This is a genomic window from Brevundimonas sp. GW821-FHT10E09, assembly GCF_058809375.1.
Genome location: NZ_JBXASO010000015.1, coordinates 1 through 16,756, shown reverse-complemented (window position 1 = coordinate 16,756; position 16,756 = coordinate 1). Strand labels below are relative to the sequence as shown.

The window sequence follows — 16,756 nt, the reverse complement described above, 5'->3', positions numbered from 1 at the left end:
CGACCCCGCCGGCGAAGACCCCTGGAGCGACCTGTGGTTCTACGCCAACCCGGTGTTCCTCACGCCGCAAGGGTGAGGGGGATCGGTCCCTTGTGACCGTTCCTCGCGCCCGGCGGGTTGTGCACACGAACTTCGGAGTGTAAGAGCCCAGCCCCGAAGACGAGAGACCCATGTTCACCCACTACGTCCCCATGAATGCGCCCAAGGGCTTGGACCGACTGCCGGTCCAGGGCGAATGCGCATGCGTGAGGGGTAGGTAGGGAACGACCGGTCATCGACTTCGGTTTTCCAGCAACCCCTCCCGCCACCGGCCGGAGGGGTTTCTTGTATCCGCAAGCGACGTCTCTCCGTCCGGTCCGGGAGGATCACAGACAGAGAAGGAGACGTCGGCCATGTCAGGCTATGACGTGATCGAAGGCTCGGGCGCGCCAATCAAGGCGTGGACCCGAGGGGTGCCCATCGAGGATGCGGCGCTGAAACAGCTGAAGAACGTGGCCTTGCTGCCGTTCATTCACAAACACGTCGCGGTCATGCCGGACGTGCACTGGGGCATGGGCGCGACGGTGGGGTCGGTGATCCCGACCGTGGGGGCCATCATCCCGGCCGCCGTGGGCGTGGACATCGGCTGCGGCATGATGGCGGTGCGGACCTCGATCCGCGCCGAACACCTGCCCGACGACCTGTCGGCGATCCGCTCCGCCATCGAGGCCGCCGTTCCGCACGGTCGGACAGACAATGGCGGGCGCAACGACAAGGGCGCCTGGGCCGCCGAACCGCCGGCCTCGGCCGTGACGCGCTGGGTCGATCTGAAGGCGGGCTATGACGCCGTGGTGGAGAAACACCCCAAGGCGGCGCACCCGCGCGGCTTCGGCCACCTGGGCACGCTGGGCACGGGCAACCACTTCATCGAGCTGTGCCTCGACGAAGCGGGCGACGTGTGGGTGATGCTGCACTCCGGGTCGCGCGGCGTGGGCAACCGGTTCGGGACCTATTTCATCGAACGGGCCAAGCACGAGATGCGTCGCTGGCACATCAACCTGCCCGACCAGGACCTGGCCTATTTCCCGGAAGGGACGGACGGCTTCGTCGACTATGTGCGGGCGGTGTCGTGGGCGCAGAAGTACGCGCGCGCCAACCGCGAGGTGATGATGGACAGCGTGCTCGGGGTGCTGAAGGCCTTCTGGCCGGATCTGGAGACGACGCAGGAAGCGGTGAACTGTCACCACAACTACGTCTCGAAGGAGAAGCATTTCGGCAAGGACGTCTTCCTGACCCGCAAGGGGGCCGTATCGGCCAAGGACGGCGAACTGGGCATCATCCCCGGCTCTATGGGGGCGAAGTCCTTCATCGTGCGCGGCAAGGGCAATGCGGACTCGTTCTGCACCTGCTCGCACGGCGCCGGTCGGGCCATGAGCCGGACCGAAGCCAAGCGCCGCTTCACGATCGAGGACCACGTCCGTGCCACCGAGGGCGTGGAATGCCGCAAGGACGCCGAGGTGATCGACGAAACCCCGATGGCCTATAAGGACATCGACGCGGTCATCGCGGCCCAGACCGACCTGATCGAGGTCGTGCACACTCTACGTCAGGTGGTGTGCGTCAAGGGATGACGGGAGCCGGTTCCGCCGCAGGGTGGGGCCGGCTTTCGTCGTTCTGAGTTTAGTGAACCGCGGTCAACGGCTCCGCTTTGGTCTCCCAACGCCGTCCTCCTGGGTGCATCAAAGCCGTATGTGTCGAAAGGGGCTCGCCCGTCAGATCCAGAAGCGAAGCTATGCGCGTGGTCTCGGCCTTCAGCATGGCCTCCAGACTGTCCCATTCGGCCGCAATGTCGTGGGCGTCCGCGTGATGCGTCAATCGAATCCGTCCCACGTCGTCGATGATAAAAACTCCGCGTGAGGACCAGCCGACCGCTCCGCCGATAACCATCTGCCCCTCATCCATTCCGGCAGGTCTTCCGATGAGATTTCCGTAGTCGATGCTTATAGGCTGTCCCGCGCCAGGCCCTACCGACCGATCCATACTGTGGATCACGCCGTAGAGATTGAGGCCCACAAATCTAAGACCGTTGGCGGCGGTCTCCAGGAAGCGTGTGTAGTCATTGCGAGAACAGTTCGCTCCGGACAACCAGCCGTTCAGATCGCCGGCGGCCAATGGGTCGTAAAGTCGCGTCATATAGGCGAACGGTCCGACATGAGGCTGCGGCCTCAAGAGATCACCCCCCGCGACCCGCCGAGGCGGTTCGCCGAGAAGATCAGCAAACCAGTTCAGAAGCGCAGGCCGGTGCAAGCGAGCCCCCCTAAGCCGCCTCGTCCTTCGGCATCACATCCCCCACCGTCGGACGGTTCTCCGCGCGCGTCAGCAGGATCTCCCTCGGCTTGACGATCTCGCCGCAGCAGCCGCAGGCGATGCGCGGCGTCAGGGTCTGGCCGCAGGTCGAATGGACCATTTCGATGCCGCAGTCGGTCTCGCCATAGACGTGTTTGGCGCCCCAGCCGTGCAGGGTCACCAGCACCCCGTACAGATCCTTGCCCTTGGCCGTCAGCACATATTCATTGCGCGGCGGACGCTCGGAATAGGGGCGCGGTTCCAGCACCCCATGCTGGACTAGGCTTTTCAGACGCGCGGCCAGGACGTTGCGCGCCACGCCCAGATTGTCCTGCCACTGTTCGAACCGGCGCACCCCGTTGAAGGCGTCGCGGATGACCAGCAGGGTCCACGGATCACCGATCACCTCCAGCGTGGCGGCGATGGAGCAGCTTTGGCGGCTGTAGTCTGCGGTGCGTCCCATGCGACAAAAGTGACCCCGCGTCAGCCGCTTGGCAAGAGGGTTGCCAAACCGAACCCGCTAAGTCAGTCTTGTTTGGCAACGGACTGACGGACCTCCCGGTTCGCCGACCTTGTTCCTTTGACTGGCGGAGGGCTCTGCGCTCAAGTCGCGAAGCGTAGCGCAACTTGAGAACTAGCCTTCCGCCTCTTCTTCGCCTGACGCAGGATCGCGCCCATGGCCCATATGACGACTCCCATCTCCCTCGACGCCGCCCTGGCCTTCCACACCCTGGACGACGGCGGCCTGTCGGCGCCCGTGCCCGGTCATTTCTCCAACGGCCCTTCCGGCATGGCGCCGGAGAAGGGCTTCCCCTTCGGCGGCCTGCTGGCGGCCCTGTGCGCCCAGTCAATGCGTCGGGGCCTGTCCCTGACCGCGCCGCTGCGCACCCTGTCGGTCCAGTATCTGTCGGCGGCCCGGTTCGGTGAACAGGTCGCCTTTCGTCCGCGCCTGCTGCGCGGCGGCCGCAATGTCATCTATGCGGCGGTCGAGGCGGAACAGGACGGCCGCATGACCCATCACGCCACCGGGACCTATGGACTGGACGGCGACACCACGCCCCTGACCCCGCTTCATCTGCCGCCGCCCCCGCTGGACAGCCTGAACCCCGCCGCCACCATCCAGGGGCCGATGTCGCCACACTTCGCCCAGCACGTCGAGTACCGGTTCGACGGCGGCCCCAACATCCTGGGCGGCAATAGGGGCAAGCCGGTGATCGAGCGCACTTGGATGCGGATGGCCGACCGACGGCCGCTGGACGAGGTCGGGCTCTGCTATCTGCTGGACGCCCTCTATCCCCCGGCCTGGACCGCCTCCTCCACGCCCGCGCCCATGACCACCGTCGATCTGCGCATCGACATCCTGACCGACCCGACGCCTGAAACAGCGCCCGAGGGCTGGGCCTTCTTCGAGTTCCGGATGCTGGACCTCGGCCTGGGCTGGACAGTGGACGAGGCGACCGCCTGGGGCGCGGACGGAACCCCGCTGGCCATCGCGCGACAGCGGCGCAAACTGCTCCCCCAACGCACGGCCTGACCCGGCGACGGTCAGGCCCTGTTCACCATTCGGCTGTAGGCTCCACATATCACGAGAGACTCCTCCGATGACCGACCGCCGCCCCCTGCGCGCCGCCGCACTCCCCGTCCTGCTGGGGGCAGCCCTGCTACTCCAGGGCTGCGTCGTCGGCGCCGTGGTCGGCGGAACCGCCGCCGTCGTGGGCGGCACGGCCAAGGCCACCGGCGCAGTCGTCGGCGCCGGCTTCGACGCCGTCACCACCTCCGACGAGGAAACCCGCGAACGCGAACAGCGCGAGTACGAGCGCGACCAACGTCGCTGCGAACAACGGCAGCGTCAGGGCAAGAGCTGCTGACAGGCTGAGGCAAGCCGCCTTCCCTTCAGTGGGCGAGAGAAAGCCGTGCTAATGTCGGGGCATGACCCCGACCGTCCTGATCCCCGGCCTCGTCTGCACGGCCGAACTGTTCGCGCCGCAGATTCCTGCCCTGTGGTCGCACGGCCCGGTCACCATCGCCTCGACGCTGGAGGGCGACACCATCGCCGGGATGGCCGCCGCCATCCTTCGCGACGCCCCGCCCCGCTTCGCCCTCGGCGGCCTGTCGATGGGCGGCTATGTGGCGCTGGAGATTCTGCGCCAGGCGCCGGAGCGGGTCGTGAAACTCGCCCTGCTCGACACCGCCGCCCGCCCCGACACGCCCGAACAGTCGACTCAGCGCCGCGCCCTGATCGCCCGCGTCGAGGCCGGCGAGCTGGAAGCCGTGCTGCACCAGATCGCGCCCAACCTGCTGCACCCCGATCATCGCATGGACCAGCGCCTGATCGAGCTCCAGGTCCGCATGGGCCTGGCCCTCGGCGCCGCCGGCTTCGTGCGACAGCAGATCGCCATCATCGGCCGCATCGACTCGCGCCCGCGCCTGGCCGACATCAAGGTTCCGACCCTGGTCCTGGTCGGCGACAAGGACGCCCTGACCCCGCCGGATCGTTCCGAAGAAATGGCCGCCGCCATCCCTGACGCCCGACTGGTCGTCGTGCCCAACTGCGGCCACGCCTCGACGCTGGAACAGCCCGAGACGGTCAATGCGGCGCTGGCGGAGTGGCTGAACGTCTAAAGACTCAGCACGCACCGCTCATTGATCGTCGGCCGCGCCACCTGCACCCGGCACAGCCCCGGCCAGTCCGGCTTCAGCGTCTTGACGAACCACAGGCACAGATTCTCCAGGCTGGGCAGCTCCAGCCCCTCGTGCTCGTTCAGCATGCCGTGGTCCAGCTGTTCCGCCGCCGCCTTCAGCGCCCGGTCCAACGCCCCCAGGTCGGCGACCCAGTTGTGTTCGGCGTCCAGAGTCTCGGAGCGGATCGTGGCCTCGACCGTGAAGGAATGGCCGTGGACGCGGCGATAGATGCTGCCCTCGGGTTCGTTGGGGAAATGGTGGGCGGCGTCGAAGGTCGCCTGTTTGGTGATTTCGAAAACGGGCATTAGCGGACGCCGATATACTTGTGGGTCTGGACGCTCAGGCGCCACTGGGGATGGGTCAGGCAGTATTCGATGGCGGCGGCGGTGTTCTCCGCCTGGTCGGGGCCGTCCATGGGCTGCAGCCAGAACCGCTCGAACGCGAGGTGTTCGAACCGGTCCGGCAGGGCCTTGGCCTGCGGATAGACCAGCTTCAGCTCCTGGCCCTTGACCTGGATCAGATCGGCGTCCGCCTTGGGACTGACGCAGATCCAGTCGATCCCGTCCGGCGCCGCCAGGGTGCCGTTGCTCTCGATGGCGATCTCAAAGTCCCGCGCGTGCAGGGCCGCGATCAGCGGCGGGTCCAGCTGCAACAGGGGCTCGCCGCCGGTGCAAACCACCAGTTTCGGGTCCCCCGCCCGCCCCCGCCACATCGCCGCGACATGGTCGGCCAGCAGGTCCGCCGTGGCGAACTTGCCGCCCCCGTCGCCGTCCGTCCCGACGAAATCCGTGTCACAGAAGCTGCAGACGGCGCTCGCCCGATCCTGCTCGCGCCCGCTCCACAGATTGCAGCCGGCGAAGCGCAGGAAGACGGCCGGCCGGCCCGCCTGTCCGCCCTCGCCCTGCACCGTCAGAAAGACTTCCTTGGCTGAATAGGTCACGTCTCGACGCCCTGGGACGCGACCCAGTCTTCATACCCCGCCGCGCGCAGTTCGCAGGCCGGGCATTCGCCGCAGCCATAGCCCCAGGCGTGCCGATGCGTCCGGTCGCCCTGATAGCAGGTATGGCTGTCCTCGATGATCAGTTCGACCAGAGCCTCGCCGCCGATCCGCTCGGCCAGCGCCCAGGTCTGCCCCTTGGTCAGCCACATCAGCGGGGTGTCGATCACCACCGGCTTGTCCAGCCCCAGAGACAGGGCGCGCGCCATGGCCTCCATCGTCTCGTGGCGACAGTCGGGATAGCCGGAATAGTCCGTCTCGCACATGCCGCCGACCAGCACCTCCAGCCCGCGCCGATCCGCCAGGGCCGCAGCAGCCACCAGGAAGATCAGATTGCGCCCCGGCACGAAGGTCGTCGGCAGGCCGCGCGCGTCCATCTCGATCTTGCGGTCGGCGGTCAGGGCGCTCTCGGCGATCCGGCCATAGCCGGTCAGATCCACCACATGGTCGTCGCCCAGCCGGTCGGCGTACTGCGGCAGGGCCGCCCCCATGCCGGCGCGCACGGCCTGGCGCGCCTCCATCTCGACCAGATGACGCTGGCCATAGTCGAAGCCGACCGTCTCGACCCGGTCGAACCGCTCCAGCGCCCAGGCCAGACAGGTCGCGCTGTCCTGCCCGCCGGAGAACAGGACCAGGGCCGATGTGAGGGGCTTTTCCAGGATGACGCTCATGACGAATCTGCGGTCGGCCGGTCGGCCGCGCGCATGCACAAAGGGATGGGGACCCATATGGGTCGGGGCGGCCTTCTACACCAGAGCGGCCAGCGGCGCAAAATCCGGTTCGCCGGTCCGAAGATGACACCGCATGTCATCCGCGAAACTTTTTGATCCAGCTTAACTAATCCGCAAGCGCTACCGGTCCAGATTGTCACCGAGTAAGGAGTTCCAGGCAGTATGCCGACCATTGAGACCCTTTCAGAGCGGCCCGAGCCCATCGCCCCGTCCACGCTCGGCTGCGAAGTGCTTGCGCGTTTCGAGCGCGAGCCTGACACTCTGGTCATCCCGGTTGTCGAAAATGACCGTCCCGTGGGTCTGGTCGAACGCACCGCCTTCCTTCAGAAAATCGCCGGCCGCTTCGGCCACGCCCTTTACGACACCCGCCCCATCAGTTTCGCCATGGACGCCGAACCTGCGGTCGTCGAAGGCGGCACCCGGATCGACGCCTTCTCCGACATCATGTCGCGGGGCGGTCCCGCCGCCCTTCTGCGCGGCTTCATCGTCACCAGGAACGGCCGCTATCACGGGGTGGGCACAGCGGCGACCCTGCTCAAGGCGGCCACCGACCGCCAGCGCGAATACGACGCCAAGATGGCCGATCAGGCCGCCATCCTCAACGACACCCGCGCCCAGGCCATCGCCTCCGCCCGCGCCAAGAGCCAGTTCCTGGCCATCATGAGCCATGAGCTGCGCACCCCGATGAACGGCGTGCTGGCCGTGGCCGAACTGCTGCGCCGCCAACCCCTGAACGAGGCGGCCCAGGCCCACGTCCAGACCATCGTCGATTCCTCCGAAAGCCTGCTGCGAATCCTTCAGGACGCGGTCGATCTGTCCAAGGCCGAGGCGGGCGAGCTTGAGCTGAACCCCGTCCCCACCCCCCTTCGCGCCGTGATGGACGACGTCCAGTCCCTGTGGGAGCCGCGCGCGTCCCAGGACGGGGTGACCCTGATGGTCGGCTATGAAGGCGACACCGAACTGGCGGCCGTCATCGACGGCGTGCGGTTGAAACAGGTGTTCAACAACCTGATCGGCAACGCCCTGAAATTCGCGCGCAACGGCATGGTCGAGGCCAGGCTCAAGGCCTGGGTCGACGGCGATCAGATCCGCATGCAGGCCCGCGTCCGCGACGACGGCCCCGGCGTGGACGCAGACCGCGTCGATTCCATCTTCGAGCCCTTTGTTCACGGCTCGGGTCCTGACGGCGCCGGCCTGGGCCTGTCGATCTGTCGGCAGGTGGTCGACCGTATGGGCGGGCGCATCTGGGCCGAGAACAACCAGGGGCGCGGCGCCACCTTCGCCTTCGACATGACCGCGCGCCGCGCCTTGGTCGAGGTCGAGACCCCGTCGAACGTGTCGGACCTGTCGGAGCTGAACCTACAGTCCACCCCGCACATCCTGATCGTCGACGACAACGCCACCAATCGCGTCGTGGCCCAGGCCCTGTGCGAAATGTTCGGCTGCAGTTCCGAACTGGCCGAGGACGGGCTCGAAGCCGTGCAGGCCGTGCAGGACAACCGGTACGACCTGATCCTGATGGACATCAAGATGCCGCGCATGGACGGCGTCCAGGCCACCCAGGCCATTCGCGCCCTGACCGGCCCCGTCAGCCGCATTCCCATCGTCGCCCTGACCGCCAACGCCGATCCGGAAGACGCCAAACACTATCTGTCCATCGGCATGGCCGCCGTGGTCGAGAAGCCGATCAAGCCCGAACGCTTGCGCATGGCGATGAACGCCGCCCTGTCGACGGTGCAGGCCGCCGCTGCCGATGATGATGACGACGGCGCCGACACCCGCGCTCCGAAGCGCCGCGCCGCCCGCCGCGCCTGACGGATTTCAGGTCCGGCTTCAATCGGGCCGGACCTCCAGCGCCTCCTCATCTTCCTCGTCATAGCCGACGAGACGCAGCGCCCGCGCCTTCTGGCCGTTCAGCTCGGCCCATCGCAGCAGACCCTCCTCGCGGCCGTGGGTGATCCAGACCTCTTCGGGCTTCAGCTCCTCGAAGGTGGCGACCAGTTCGCCCCAGTCGGCGTGGTCCGACACCACCAGCGGCAGCTCCACGCCGCGCTGTCGCGCCCGCGCCCGCACCCCCATCCAGCCCGAGGCGAAAACCGTCACCGGATCGGCGAAACTGCGCGACCACCGGTCCTGGATCGCCGACGGCGGCGCGATCACCACCTCCCCGCCCAGCGCCCCCTTGGGCAGGCCGCGCGCCGGCAGGATCGACCCCAGTTCGACCCCCTCGCGCTCATACAGGGCGTTCAGCCGCTCCATCGCGCCATGCACATAGATGGGGCGGTCCCATCCCGCCTCTCGCAAGGACACGATGATCCGCTGCGCCTTGCCCAGGGCGTAGGCGCCGACCAGATGGGCGCGCTCCGGAAACTGACCCAGCGATCGGACCAGCCGTCCGATCTCCTCCTCGGCCGGCGGATGACGAAACACCGGCAGGCCGAAGGTCGCCTCCGAGATAAAGACATGACAGGGAACGGGTTCGAAGGCCGGGCAGGTCGGGTCGCGCCGCCGCTTGTAATCGCCCGACACCACCATGGTCAGGCCCTTCCACTTCACCTCGACCTGGGCCGAGCCCAGCACATGGCCCGCCGGGACCAGACGCAGATCGACGCCGTTGATCGCGGAGGCCTCGCCGTATTCGACCGCCTGCTCCCGCCCCGCGAAATCGGCGCCGTAGCGTTCGGCCATGATGGCCAGGGTCTGGCATGTGGCCAGCACCACGCCATGCCCGGCCCGCGCGTGGTCAGAATGGCCGTGGGTGATCACCGCCCGATCCACCGGCCGCACCGGGTCGATGTAGAAGTCGCCGGGCGGGCAATACAGGCCGGCGGGCGTGGGGTGCAGCAGGTCTTCGGGGCGGATCATGGCCATCGTAACGCTCTCGACGCCGTCGGGGCTCCGCTCCATACAGGAGACGATCATCGGCTTCACGGGCGTCCGTTCGCATGCACGACAGTTTCGTCGACACCATCCTGCCCCAGCTGGCGGCGGGATCCGCCCACACCGGGGCGCTGGGCTTCGTCTTCGACGGCCTGCATGACGGCGATCCGCGCATCCGCGTGCCCTGGCGGGCCGATCTGGTCGGCGATCCCGACACGGGCGTCCTGGCCGGCGGCCTCGTGACCACCCTGCTGGACCATATCGGCGGCCTGGCGGTCTGGACGGCTATGGCCGAGTTTCAGCCCATCGCCACCCTGGACCTGCGGGTGGACTATATGCGCGCCGCCCACCCGCGCGTGGACCTGTTGGCCCAGGCGAAATGCTTCCGACTGACGCCGACCATCGCCTTCGTCCGGGCCTGGGCCTTTGAGGAAGACCCGTCCGACCCGGTCGCGGCGGCCCAATCCGCCTATGTGCTGAACCGCGCGCGCCCCGTCCGGGAAGAGGCGGCCCCCGGCCGGGAGGCCAACGCATGAGCGACCTTCTCGAACGCATCCCCTACGCCCGCTTCCTGAACCTTCAGACCCTGGTCAGCGGAGACGAGATCACCGTCATCCTGCCCTTCGCCGACCGGCTGATCGGCAATCCCATGCTGCCGGCCCTGCACGGAGGCTCGACCGCGGCCCTGCTGGAAATGACGGCCATGGCCCAGGTGGCGCTGGCCTTCCCCAGCCCGCGCCTGCCGCGGCCGATCAATGTCACGTTGGCCTATTTGCGCACCGGCCGGCCCGTCGATGTCTTCGCCCGCGCCAGCATCAGCCGCGCCGGCCGCCGCGTCGCCCACGTCCAGGCCGAAGCTTGGCAGGAGGCGCGCAACCAGCCCATCGCCTCCCTGACCGCCCATTTCCTGCTGGACAATCCCTAGGCCTTTCAGCGGCTTCGGGCGGGCAAAAACAGAAATGACATCCTGTTCGTCGAACAATCGGCGCTGAAGACGCGCACGATCATCACGGTTAACAAGACTCTACCAAGCAAGGTTAATCCATGTTAAGCTTACATCTCTTGTAAACCTTGTTTTAGGGGCTTTCTATGGAACGGACCGAAGTCATCGCCAGCGTCGCCGGCGATCTCCACGCGACCGAACACGCGATTGACGCCGCCATCACCCAGGCGACGACGCTGGTTCAATCCTTCATCGGCGCTCGCGCCGCCCTGTCCCTTTCGCCCGTCGCCGCCACGGCGTCGCAGGCCAAGGCCATGGAAACCATCGCCGCCCTCGCCGCCGCTCGCGAGTCCATCGTCGCCTGCCACGCGGAACTCCAGAAGGACCATCGTCGTCTAGGCTTCGGCACCTACGCTATCGGTCCTGTCGCCAAGCCTGACGACTGGCTTGACCCGAAGCCGGTCGTCAGGCCGACCGGCCACCTTCGTTCGGTCGGGTGAATTCTTGGTAAGCTTAGCGGACTGACATTTCCGCTTAACTAGAATTGGGTCATGATCGTCCCCGTGCACACAGCGCGGGGGCGATTTGCTATGCTCAACATCGTTTATGCGATCGTGGGCGCGATCTTCATGGTCGGGATGGCCGTTTTCGCCTTCATCAAGGGCGGGACCCGGGAAAAGATCGGCGCGGGATACTTAATTTTCGCGTGGTTCGGATCACTGCTGGTTCAGCAGAATGACGGCTTTCGCGGCTTGCCGATCGGGATGTTTCTCATCGATGCGATATCGCTCATGGTCTTTGCCGCTTTAGCCTGGCGGGCGCCCCAATCCTGGCCCGTGTGGGTGGCCGGCCTGCAGCTGATTACCGTCATGGCTCACATCATGATCCTGACGACGAAGACGATCCCCATAGCGTCTCTCTACACAGTGATGAACTTGATCGGTTACCTCATCATCATCTGCATCGGCGTCGGCACCTTCTGGGCCTGGCAAGAGCGCAAGGCTGAGGCCGAGTTTGCGCTAGGTAGAAATTCCTAAATCTATCCCCTAAACTTCCTCCGACTCAGTCGCGGGAAGCCCATGCCCCTGTCACACGCAAAGCTTTGGAAGGCCGTGGACGCCCTGGCGCGGCGCGAGGGCTTGTCGCCGTCGGGGCTGGCGCGCCGGGCGGGCTTGGATGCGACCAGTTTCAATCCGTCCAAACGGTTCGGCGCCGGCGATCCGCCGCGTCCGCGTTGGCCCTCGACCGAGAGCATGACCCTGATCCTTCAGGCGACCGGCGTCTCCCTGGCAGAGTTCGCGGCCCTGGCGGACGACGCGGCGCCGACCCAGGCGACCGTGCCCCTTCTGGGCCTGGCCCGCGCCGGTCTGGACGGTTTCTTCGACGATGCAGGCCTGCCGGTCGGCGACGGCTGGGATCAGACCGAACTGCCCCAGGTCAACGCCACCACCTTCAGCCTGCGGATCAGCGGGGATTCCATGTCGCCCCTGTACCGCGAGGGCGACCGGGTGATCGTGGATCGCGGCGACCCCGCCGTGCGGCGCGGCGACCGGGTCGTGGTCCGCCTGACCTCGGGCGAGGTGGTGGCCAAGGAGCTGACCGGCCTGACCGCCCGCGCCGCCACCCTGTCCTCGATCAACCCCGACTATCCGCCCCGGATCGTGCCCCGGCGCGAGATCGAATGGATGGTCCGCATCCTGTGGGTCAGCCAATAGAAAGCCCCGCCCGGCGAACCGGACGGGGCCAGGCTCAAACGGCGAACCGTGAGCCTTCGACTGTCCCGGCGGCGGAACCGGACGGGGCGTAAGCAGCCCGCCGCCGAAAACAGTCTTTCCGCAAGCGACCCTTAGCGGGTCACGTAATTCGCATTGACCCAACCGCCGCCGGCGATCTGGATCCAGTCGCCTTGCGAGGCGACGGCCGTGAACTGTTGGCCGGCCGACAGGCTGCCCGCCTGGCGGAAGCCGGTGCCGGGGCCGCTGCGGATGCGCAGGTTCGTGCCGGCGCGATAGGTGTTGGCGTTGGCCTGGGCCGCGGCGCGGGTGCGCTGCTGGTTGCAGCCGATATAGGAGCCGGCCGCCGCGCCGGCGCCGGCGCCGACCACGGTCCCGGCCGTGCGCTCGTTGCGCGCCAGGTTCGAGCCGACCACGCCGCCGACGACCGCGCCGATCAGGGCGCCCACGCGTTGACGGCCGCCGGGGGCGTCGCAGTTGGTCACGCCATTGGCCTGGGCCTGGGCGGCCATGGGGGCGACGGTCACCAGGGCGGCCAGCGCCGCAGCCGTGGCCAGACCCGTCTTCAGAAACTTGCTCGACATAACTCTATCTCCTGTCATCGGGCTTGCCGATGAGGAGACAATGCCCGGCCGAACCTGAAGGCTCCCGGAGCTTCGCCGTTATTTTCCGTTCATCTTCATCGACGCCGCCCCCCCCCCCCCGAGAGCGGCTCGCGCCAAGGCCGATCTGGTTAGTCCGCCAGACGCCCGTTCGCCCCCGCCTCGATCAGGGCGATGGTCTGCGGCAGGCCGTAGATGGCCGCGAACGAGCCGAAGCGAGGCCCCTGGCTTGCGCCCAGCAGCACCTCGTACAGCGCCCCGAACCAGGCCCTCAGCGGCTCGAACTCATGCGCCTTGCCCACCGCATAGACCTCGTTCTGGATCAGCTCGCCATCGGTCGTATCCGCCGGCAGGGCCTTCAGCCGTTCCGCCAGGTCCAGCAGCGCCGCCTTCTCCTTGTCGTCCGGCAGGCGATACGCCTTCGAGGGCTTCACGAAGTCCTCGTAATAGTTCAGCGCCCGGTCCATCAGTTGGTCCAGCAGCGGCTCGTTCTGCGGCGTCGCGTCGGGCAGATATTTGGCGAAATAGGCCCACAGCTGGTCCTTGGTCGAGGCGTTGGCCACCCCCACCAGGTTCAGCAGCAGGGCGAACGACACCGGCGACGTGTGGGTCGGCGGGTTCCCCGCATGGATCGACCAGACCGCGTTGTCGATCCGCTTGGCCGGCTCCTGGGTCTTGTAGCTTTCGATGAAGGCCAGATAGTCGTCGATGGCGCGCGGAATGACGTTGAAGTGCAGGCTCTTGGCCGACTTCGGGGACTGGAACATGTACCAGCTCAGGCTCTCCGGCGTGCCGTAGCGCAGCCACTCGTCCATCGTCAGGCCGTTGCCCTTGGACTTGGAGATCTTCTTGCCTTCGATATCCAGGAACAGTTCATAGTTGAACCCTTCCGGCGGCGTGCCGCCCAGGGCGCGACAGATCTTGCCGCTCTCGCGCACGCTCTCGATCAGGTCCTTTCCCGACATCTCGTAATCGACGTCCAGCGCGACCCAGCGCATGGCCCAGTCCGGCTTCCATTGCAGCTTCACATGGCCGCCCGTGACCGGCAGTTCGGTGCGTCCGCCCGCCGGGTCGTCAAAGACGATAGTCCCCTTCTCGACGTTCCGCTCCAGCGTCGGCACCTGCAGCACATGGCCCGAGATCGGGCTGACCGGCAGGAAGGGCGAATAGGTCGCCCGCCGCTCTTCGCCCAGGGTCGGCAGCATGATGGCCATGACCGCGTCGAACCGCTCCAGCAGGGTCAGCAGCGTCGCGTCGAACACGCCGGACTTGTAGGTCTCGGTCGAACTCATGAACTCATAGTCGAAGCCGAACCCGTCCAGGAACGCCCGCAGCCGCGCATTATTGTGCGCCCCGAAACTGTCGTGCGTCCCGAACGGATCCCGCACCCGGGTCAGCGACAGGTTCAGGTCCTCGCGCAGCATCTCCGGGTTCGGCACGCCTTCCGGCACCTTCCTGAGGCCGTCCATGTCGTCGCTGAAGGCGATCAGTCGCGTGCGCCAGTGGTCGCCGGTCAGGGCCCGGAAGGCGTTGCGCACCATGGTGGTCCGCGCCACTTCGCCGAAGGTGCCCATGTGCGGCAGGCCCGACGGCCCGTATCCCGTCTCCAGCACCACAGGCCGGCGCAGGGCCTCGAACTTGGCCAGGGCCTCGTCGGCCTTGCCCGCATCGATCAGCGCCCGCGCCTCGGCCCGCTCGCTCTCGCCCAGCCGCTTTTTCAGAACATGGGCCAGCAGATTGCGGGCTTGTTCGAACGGCCAGGACTTGGCCTCACGGGCGAGGATTTCGAGGTTCTGAAGCATGGCGGCGGTTTGCAGTCTGCAAACCGCCGGGTCAACCGCCTATCCTTCCACCCGCTCCGTCACCCTCGGGCTTGTCCCGAGGGCCCACCTGTCCGCGAAATTCGAACGATGACGGTTGGCAGGTCGTTAGTGCGGTCGCGTTCCAGCCCGTGTCCGCCGTGGGCCCTCGGGACAAGCCCGAGGGTGACGGGTTCAGGGTCATTGCCGTCCCACCGCCCAACTCACCACCGCCGCCCCGGCCGCCACGATGATCGCATCCTCGATCAGCCCGCTCTTCGTCTGCCCGATCCGCTTCATCGCCGTCTTGCGTCCCCGCAGCGTCAGATAGGCCAGGGGCACGGCCGTCCCCACCGCAAGCGCCGCCCCCAGCTTCTCGCGCCCGCGCGGCGCCAGGGCCGAGCCCGCGATCCCCGCGCTCATCACCCGCGCCAGCAGGCCCAGGAACACCGTCCGGTCCGGCGCCGACTTCATCTTGTCGCCGAACAGCTCGCCCACGCCCATGGCCAGACCGCCGAACTTGAACAGCGGATGATCCAGCAGCACCAGCCGCCCCGGCGTCTCCCGGTGCGCCAGCCGCGCCCCTGCAAGGGCCGCCATGGGCGTCATGGACCGGGCGCTGGCGACGGCGCCGATGAGGACGGAGGGAAGGAGGGCGAGGGCTTTCATACCCCATCAACCCCGCAGGCGCGCGGAGGTTCACCGGCCGCCGCACTTGACCCCCCGCGCCCGGCATGGCCTTTGCCCCGCCGATGAAGACCGCCGATTTCGACTTCGACCTGCCCGAGGACCGCATCGCCCTGCGCCCCGCCGATCCGCGCGATTCCGCCCGGCTGCTGGTGGTCAAGGACGGCGCCCTGGACGACCGCATCATCCGCGACCTGCCCGACTTCCTGAGGCCCGGCGACGCCCTGGTGTTCAACGACACCCGCGTCATCCCCGCCCGTCTGTCGGGCGTCCGCATCCGCCCCAACCCCAGTCCCGGGCCGGACGGCGACACCCTAACCGTCGCGGTCGAGGCCACCCTGCACCACCGCGACGCCCCCGACGTCTGGTCCGCCTTCATGAAGCCCGGCAAACGCATCAAGCCCGGCGACCGCATCCGCTTCGGACAGGAAGCCGACGCCGCCTGCGATCTGGGCCGCCTCGACGCCACCGTCGCCGACAAGGGCGAAGACGGCCTGATCACCCTGAAGTTCGACCTGTCCGGCCCGGCCCTGGACGACGCCATCCGCGCCGTCGGGGTCATGCCCCTGCCTCCCTATATCGCCGCCAAACGGCCTGAGGACGACCGCGACCGATCGGACTATCAGACCGTCTTCGCCGAGCACGACGGCTCGGTCGCCGCCCCCACGGCGGGCCTGCACTTCACCCCCGCCCTGCTCGAGGCGATCCGGGCCAGGGGCGTCTCGACCCACGCCGTCACCCTGCACGTCGGCGCCGGCACCTTCCTGCCGGTCAAGGCCGACGACCTAGCCGACCACAGGATGCACAGCGAATGGGGCGAGGTCTCGCCCGAGACCGCCGCCGCCCTGAACGCCGTCCACGCCGCCGGCGGCCGCATCATCTGCGTCGGCACCACCTCGCTGCGCCTGCTGGAATCCGCCACGACCGAGGCCGGCGAGATCCGCCCCTTCCACGGCGACACCGCCATCTTCATCACCCCCGGCTACCGTTTCCGCGCCGTGGACGTGCTGATGACCAATTTCCACCTGCCCAAATCCACCCTCTTCATGCTGGTCAGCGCCTTCGCCGGCCGGGCTGCGATGAAGACCGCCTACGCCCACGCCATCGCCGACGGGTACCGGTTCTACTCCTACGGCGACGGCTCCTTGCTGTTCCGGGGGGCCGAAAACCACGCCTGACCGCCAAGCTCACCTCCCCGTTCGCGCAGGCGAACGGGGAGGACAGGCGATCGCGTCAGCGAGCGCCAGGAGGGGGCGACTCGGTGTCAGAAGCCAGCAGGGTCATCACCATCGTCAGAAGCGCCCCCTCCGTCACGGCGCTCTGCGCCGCGCCACCTCCCCCAAGGGGGGAGGATCTCCGTCATCCCATTCCTCCCCC

The 16,756-nt window shown here is 67.5% G+C and carries 20 protein-coding genes; 11 read left to right on the top strand and 9 right to left on the bottom strand.

Translation table 11 applies throughout. The features are described 5' to 3' along the window. The first annotated feature begins 392 nt into the window (after nucleotides 1-392). Nucleotides 393-1,610 carry an RtcB family protein gene (locus AC1RSI_RS13850; protein ID WP_154727024.1) on the top strand — a complete coding sequence of 406 codons (1,218 nt, stop codon included), beginning with the start codon at nucleotides 393-395 and terminating at the stop codon, nucleotides 1,608-1,610. Nucleotides 1,611-1,659: 49 nt separating this feature from the next. Here AC1RSI_RS13850 and AC1RSI_RS13845 read toward each other — a convergent pair whose 3' ends face one another. Then, nucleotides 1,660-2,286 (bottom strand): hypothetical protein, encoded by a 627-nt coding sequence (locus AC1RSI_RS13845; RefSeq protein WP_154727025.1) that lies wholly within the window; start codon nucleotides 2,284-2,286, stop codon nucleotides 1,660-1,662. Nucleotides 2,287-2,296: 10 nt separating this feature from the next. Then, nucleotides 2,297-2,788 (bottom strand): winged helix-turn-helix transcriptional regulator, encoded by a 492-nt coding sequence (locus tag AC1RSI_RS13840; RefSeq protein ID WP_035309245.1) that lies wholly within the window; start codon nucleotides 2,786-2,788, stop codon nucleotides 2,297-2,299. A gap of 213 nt (nucleotides 2,789-3,001) precedes the next feature. Here AC1RSI_RS13840 and AC1RSI_RS13835 point away from each other — a divergent pair, with 213 nt between their 5' ends. From AC1RSI_RS13835 to AC1RSI_RS13825, 3 genes are all read left to right on the top strand, one after another. Next, nucleotides 3,002-3,859, top strand: a complete 858-nt coding sequence (locus AC1RSI_RS13835; RefSeq protein WP_008259201.1) for an acyl-CoA thioesterase — start codon at nucleotides 3,002-3,004, stop codon at nucleotides 3,857-3,859. Nucleotides 3,860-3,926: 67 nt separating this feature from the next. Then, the gene (locus tag AC1RSI_RS13830) at nucleotides 3,927-4,193 is read left to right on the top strand and encodes a hypothetical protein (RefSeq protein ID WP_035309249.1); all 267 of its coding nucleotides are present in this window, start codon (nucleotides 3,927-3,929) and stop codon (nucleotides 4,191-4,193) included. Nucleotides 4,194-4,254: 61 nt separating this feature from the next. Next, nucleotides 4,255-4,947, top strand: coding sequence for an alpha/beta fold hydrolase (locus AC1RSI_RS13825; protein ID WP_035309251.1), 693 nt, complete (start codon nucleotides 4,255-4,257; stop codon nucleotides 4,945-4,947). Here the strand turns inward: AC1RSI_RS13825 and AC1RSI_RS13820 are convergent. Genes AC1RSI_RS13820 through queC form a run of 3 tightly spaced genes read right to left on the bottom strand, consistent with a single transcriptional unit; the run spans nucleotide 4,944 to nucleotide 6,675 of the window. Then, the gene (locus AC1RSI_RS13820; protein WP_154726734.1) at nucleotides 4,944-5,312 is read right to left on the bottom strand and encodes a 6-pyruvoyl trahydropterin synthase family protein; all 369 of its coding nucleotides are present in this window, start codon (nucleotides 5,310-5,312) and stop codon (nucleotides 4,944-4,946) included. The two genes, AC1RSI_RS13825 and AC1RSI_RS13820, sit on opposite strands and share 4 nt — an antisense overlap. Further along, a complete protein-coding gene (gene queE / locus AC1RSI_RS13815; protein ID WP_008260496.1) occupies nucleotides 5,312-5,947 on the bottom strand; it encodes a 7-carboxy-7-deazaguanine synthase in 636 nt (211 codons plus the stop codon). The genes AC1RSI_RS13820 and queE overlap by 1 nt, the downstream gene beginning before the upstream one ends. Then, the gene (gene queC / locus AC1RSI_RS13810; protein WP_154726733.1) at nucleotides 5,944-6,675 is read right to left on the bottom strand and encodes a 7-cyano-7-deazaguanine synthase QueC; all 732 of its coding nucleotides are present in this window, start codon (nucleotides 6,673-6,675) and stop codon (nucleotides 5,944-5,946) included. The genes queE and queC overlap by 4 nt, the downstream gene beginning before the upstream one ends. Before the next feature lie 222 nt (nucleotides 6,676-6,897). Here queC and AC1RSI_RS13805 point away from each other — a divergent pair, with 222 nt between their 5' ends. Next, on the top strand, nucleotides 6,898-8,550 hold the full coding sequence (locus AC1RSI_RS13805; RefSeq protein WP_154726732.1) for a response regulator: 1,653 nt from the start codon (nucleotides 6,898-6,900) through the stop codon (nucleotides 8,548-8,550). A gap of 18 nt (nucleotides 8,551-8,568) precedes the next feature. Here the strand turns inward: AC1RSI_RS13805 and AC1RSI_RS13800 are convergent, their stop codons facing one another. Next, on the bottom strand, nucleotides 8,569-9,600 hold the full coding sequence (locus AC1RSI_RS13800; protein WP_154726738.1) for a ligase-associated DNA damage response exonuclease: 1,032 nt from the start codon (nucleotides 9,598-9,600) through the stop codon (nucleotides 8,569-8,571). Between the two features lie 80 nt (nucleotides 9,601-9,680). Between AC1RSI_RS13800 and AC1RSI_RS13795 the strand changes: the two genes are divergently transcribed. From AC1RSI_RS13795 to AC1RSI_RS13775, 5 genes are all read left to right on the top strand, one after another. After that, a complete protein-coding gene (locus tag AC1RSI_RS13795) occupies nucleotides 9,681-10,151 on the top strand; it encodes a PaaI family thioesterase (RefSeq protein ID WP_154726731.1) in 471 nt (156 codons plus the stop codon). Continuing rightward, complete coding sequence (locus AC1RSI_RS13790; protein ID WP_154726730.1) at nucleotides 10,148-10,540, top strand: PaaI family thioesterase; 393 nt, start codon at nucleotides 10,148-10,150, stop codon at nucleotides 10,538-10,540. Before AC1RSI_RS13795 ends, AC1RSI_RS13790 begins: the two co-directional genes overlap by 4 nt. Before the next feature lie 164 nt (nucleotides 10,541-10,704). Then, complete coding sequence (locus AC1RSI_RS13785; protein ID WP_154726729.1) at nucleotides 10,705-11,058, top strand: hypothetical protein; 354 nt, start codon at nucleotides 10,705-10,707, stop codon at nucleotides 11,056-11,058. Nucleotides 11,059-11,109: 51 nt separating this feature from the next. Further along, entirely contained in the window at nucleotides 11,110-11,595 is a 486-nt protein-coding gene (locus tag AC1RSI_RS13780) for a hypothetical protein (RefSeq protein ID WP_230307710.1), read from the top strand. Between the two features lie 42 nt (nucleotides 11,596-11,637). Further along, nucleotides 11,638-12,273 (top strand): S24 family peptidase, encoded by a 636-nt coding sequence (locus AC1RSI_RS13775; protein ID WP_154726728.1) that lies wholly within the window; start codon nucleotides 11,638-11,640, stop codon nucleotides 12,271-12,273. 131 nt (nucleotides 12,274-12,404) lie between these two features. On the opposite strand, the gene AC1RSI_RS13770 is transcribed toward AC1RSI_RS13775, so the two are convergent. The 3 genes from AC1RSI_RS13770 to AC1RSI_RS13760 form a co-directional block, all read right to left on the bottom strand. Then, a complete protein-coding gene (locus AC1RSI_RS13770) occupies nucleotides 12,405-12,875 on the bottom strand; it encodes an SH3 domain-containing protein (RefSeq protein ID WP_035309269.1) in 471 nt (156 codons plus the stop codon). A 149-nt stretch (nucleotides 12,876-13,024) separates the two neighbouring features. Continuing rightward, the gene (locus AC1RSI_RS13765) at nucleotides 13,025-14,695 is read right to left on the bottom strand and encodes a lysine--tRNA ligase (protein ID WP_154726727.1); all 1,671 of its coding nucleotides are present in this window, start codon (nucleotides 14,693-14,695) and stop codon (nucleotides 13,025-13,027) included. A 198-nt stretch (nucleotides 14,696-14,893) separates the two neighbouring features. Continuing rightward, nucleotides 14,894-15,361: a hypothetical protein gene (locus AC1RSI_RS13760; RefSeq protein WP_154726726.1), complete on the bottom strand. Its 468-nt coding sequence runs from the start codon at nucleotides 15,359-15,361 to the stop codon at nucleotides 14,894-14,896. An 83-nt stretch (nucleotides 15,362-15,444) separates the two neighbouring features. Here AC1RSI_RS13760 and queA point away from each other — a divergent pair, with 83 nt between their 5' ends. Beyond that, nucleotides 15,445-16,557, top strand: a complete 1,113-nt coding sequence (gene queA, locus AC1RSI_RS13755) for a tRNA preQ1(34) S-adenosylmethionine ribosyltransferase-isomerase QueA (protein ID WP_154726736.1) — start codon at nucleotides 15,445-15,447, stop codon at nucleotides 16,555-16,557. The last annotated feature ends 199 nt before the right edge of the window (nucleotides 16,558-16,756 follow it).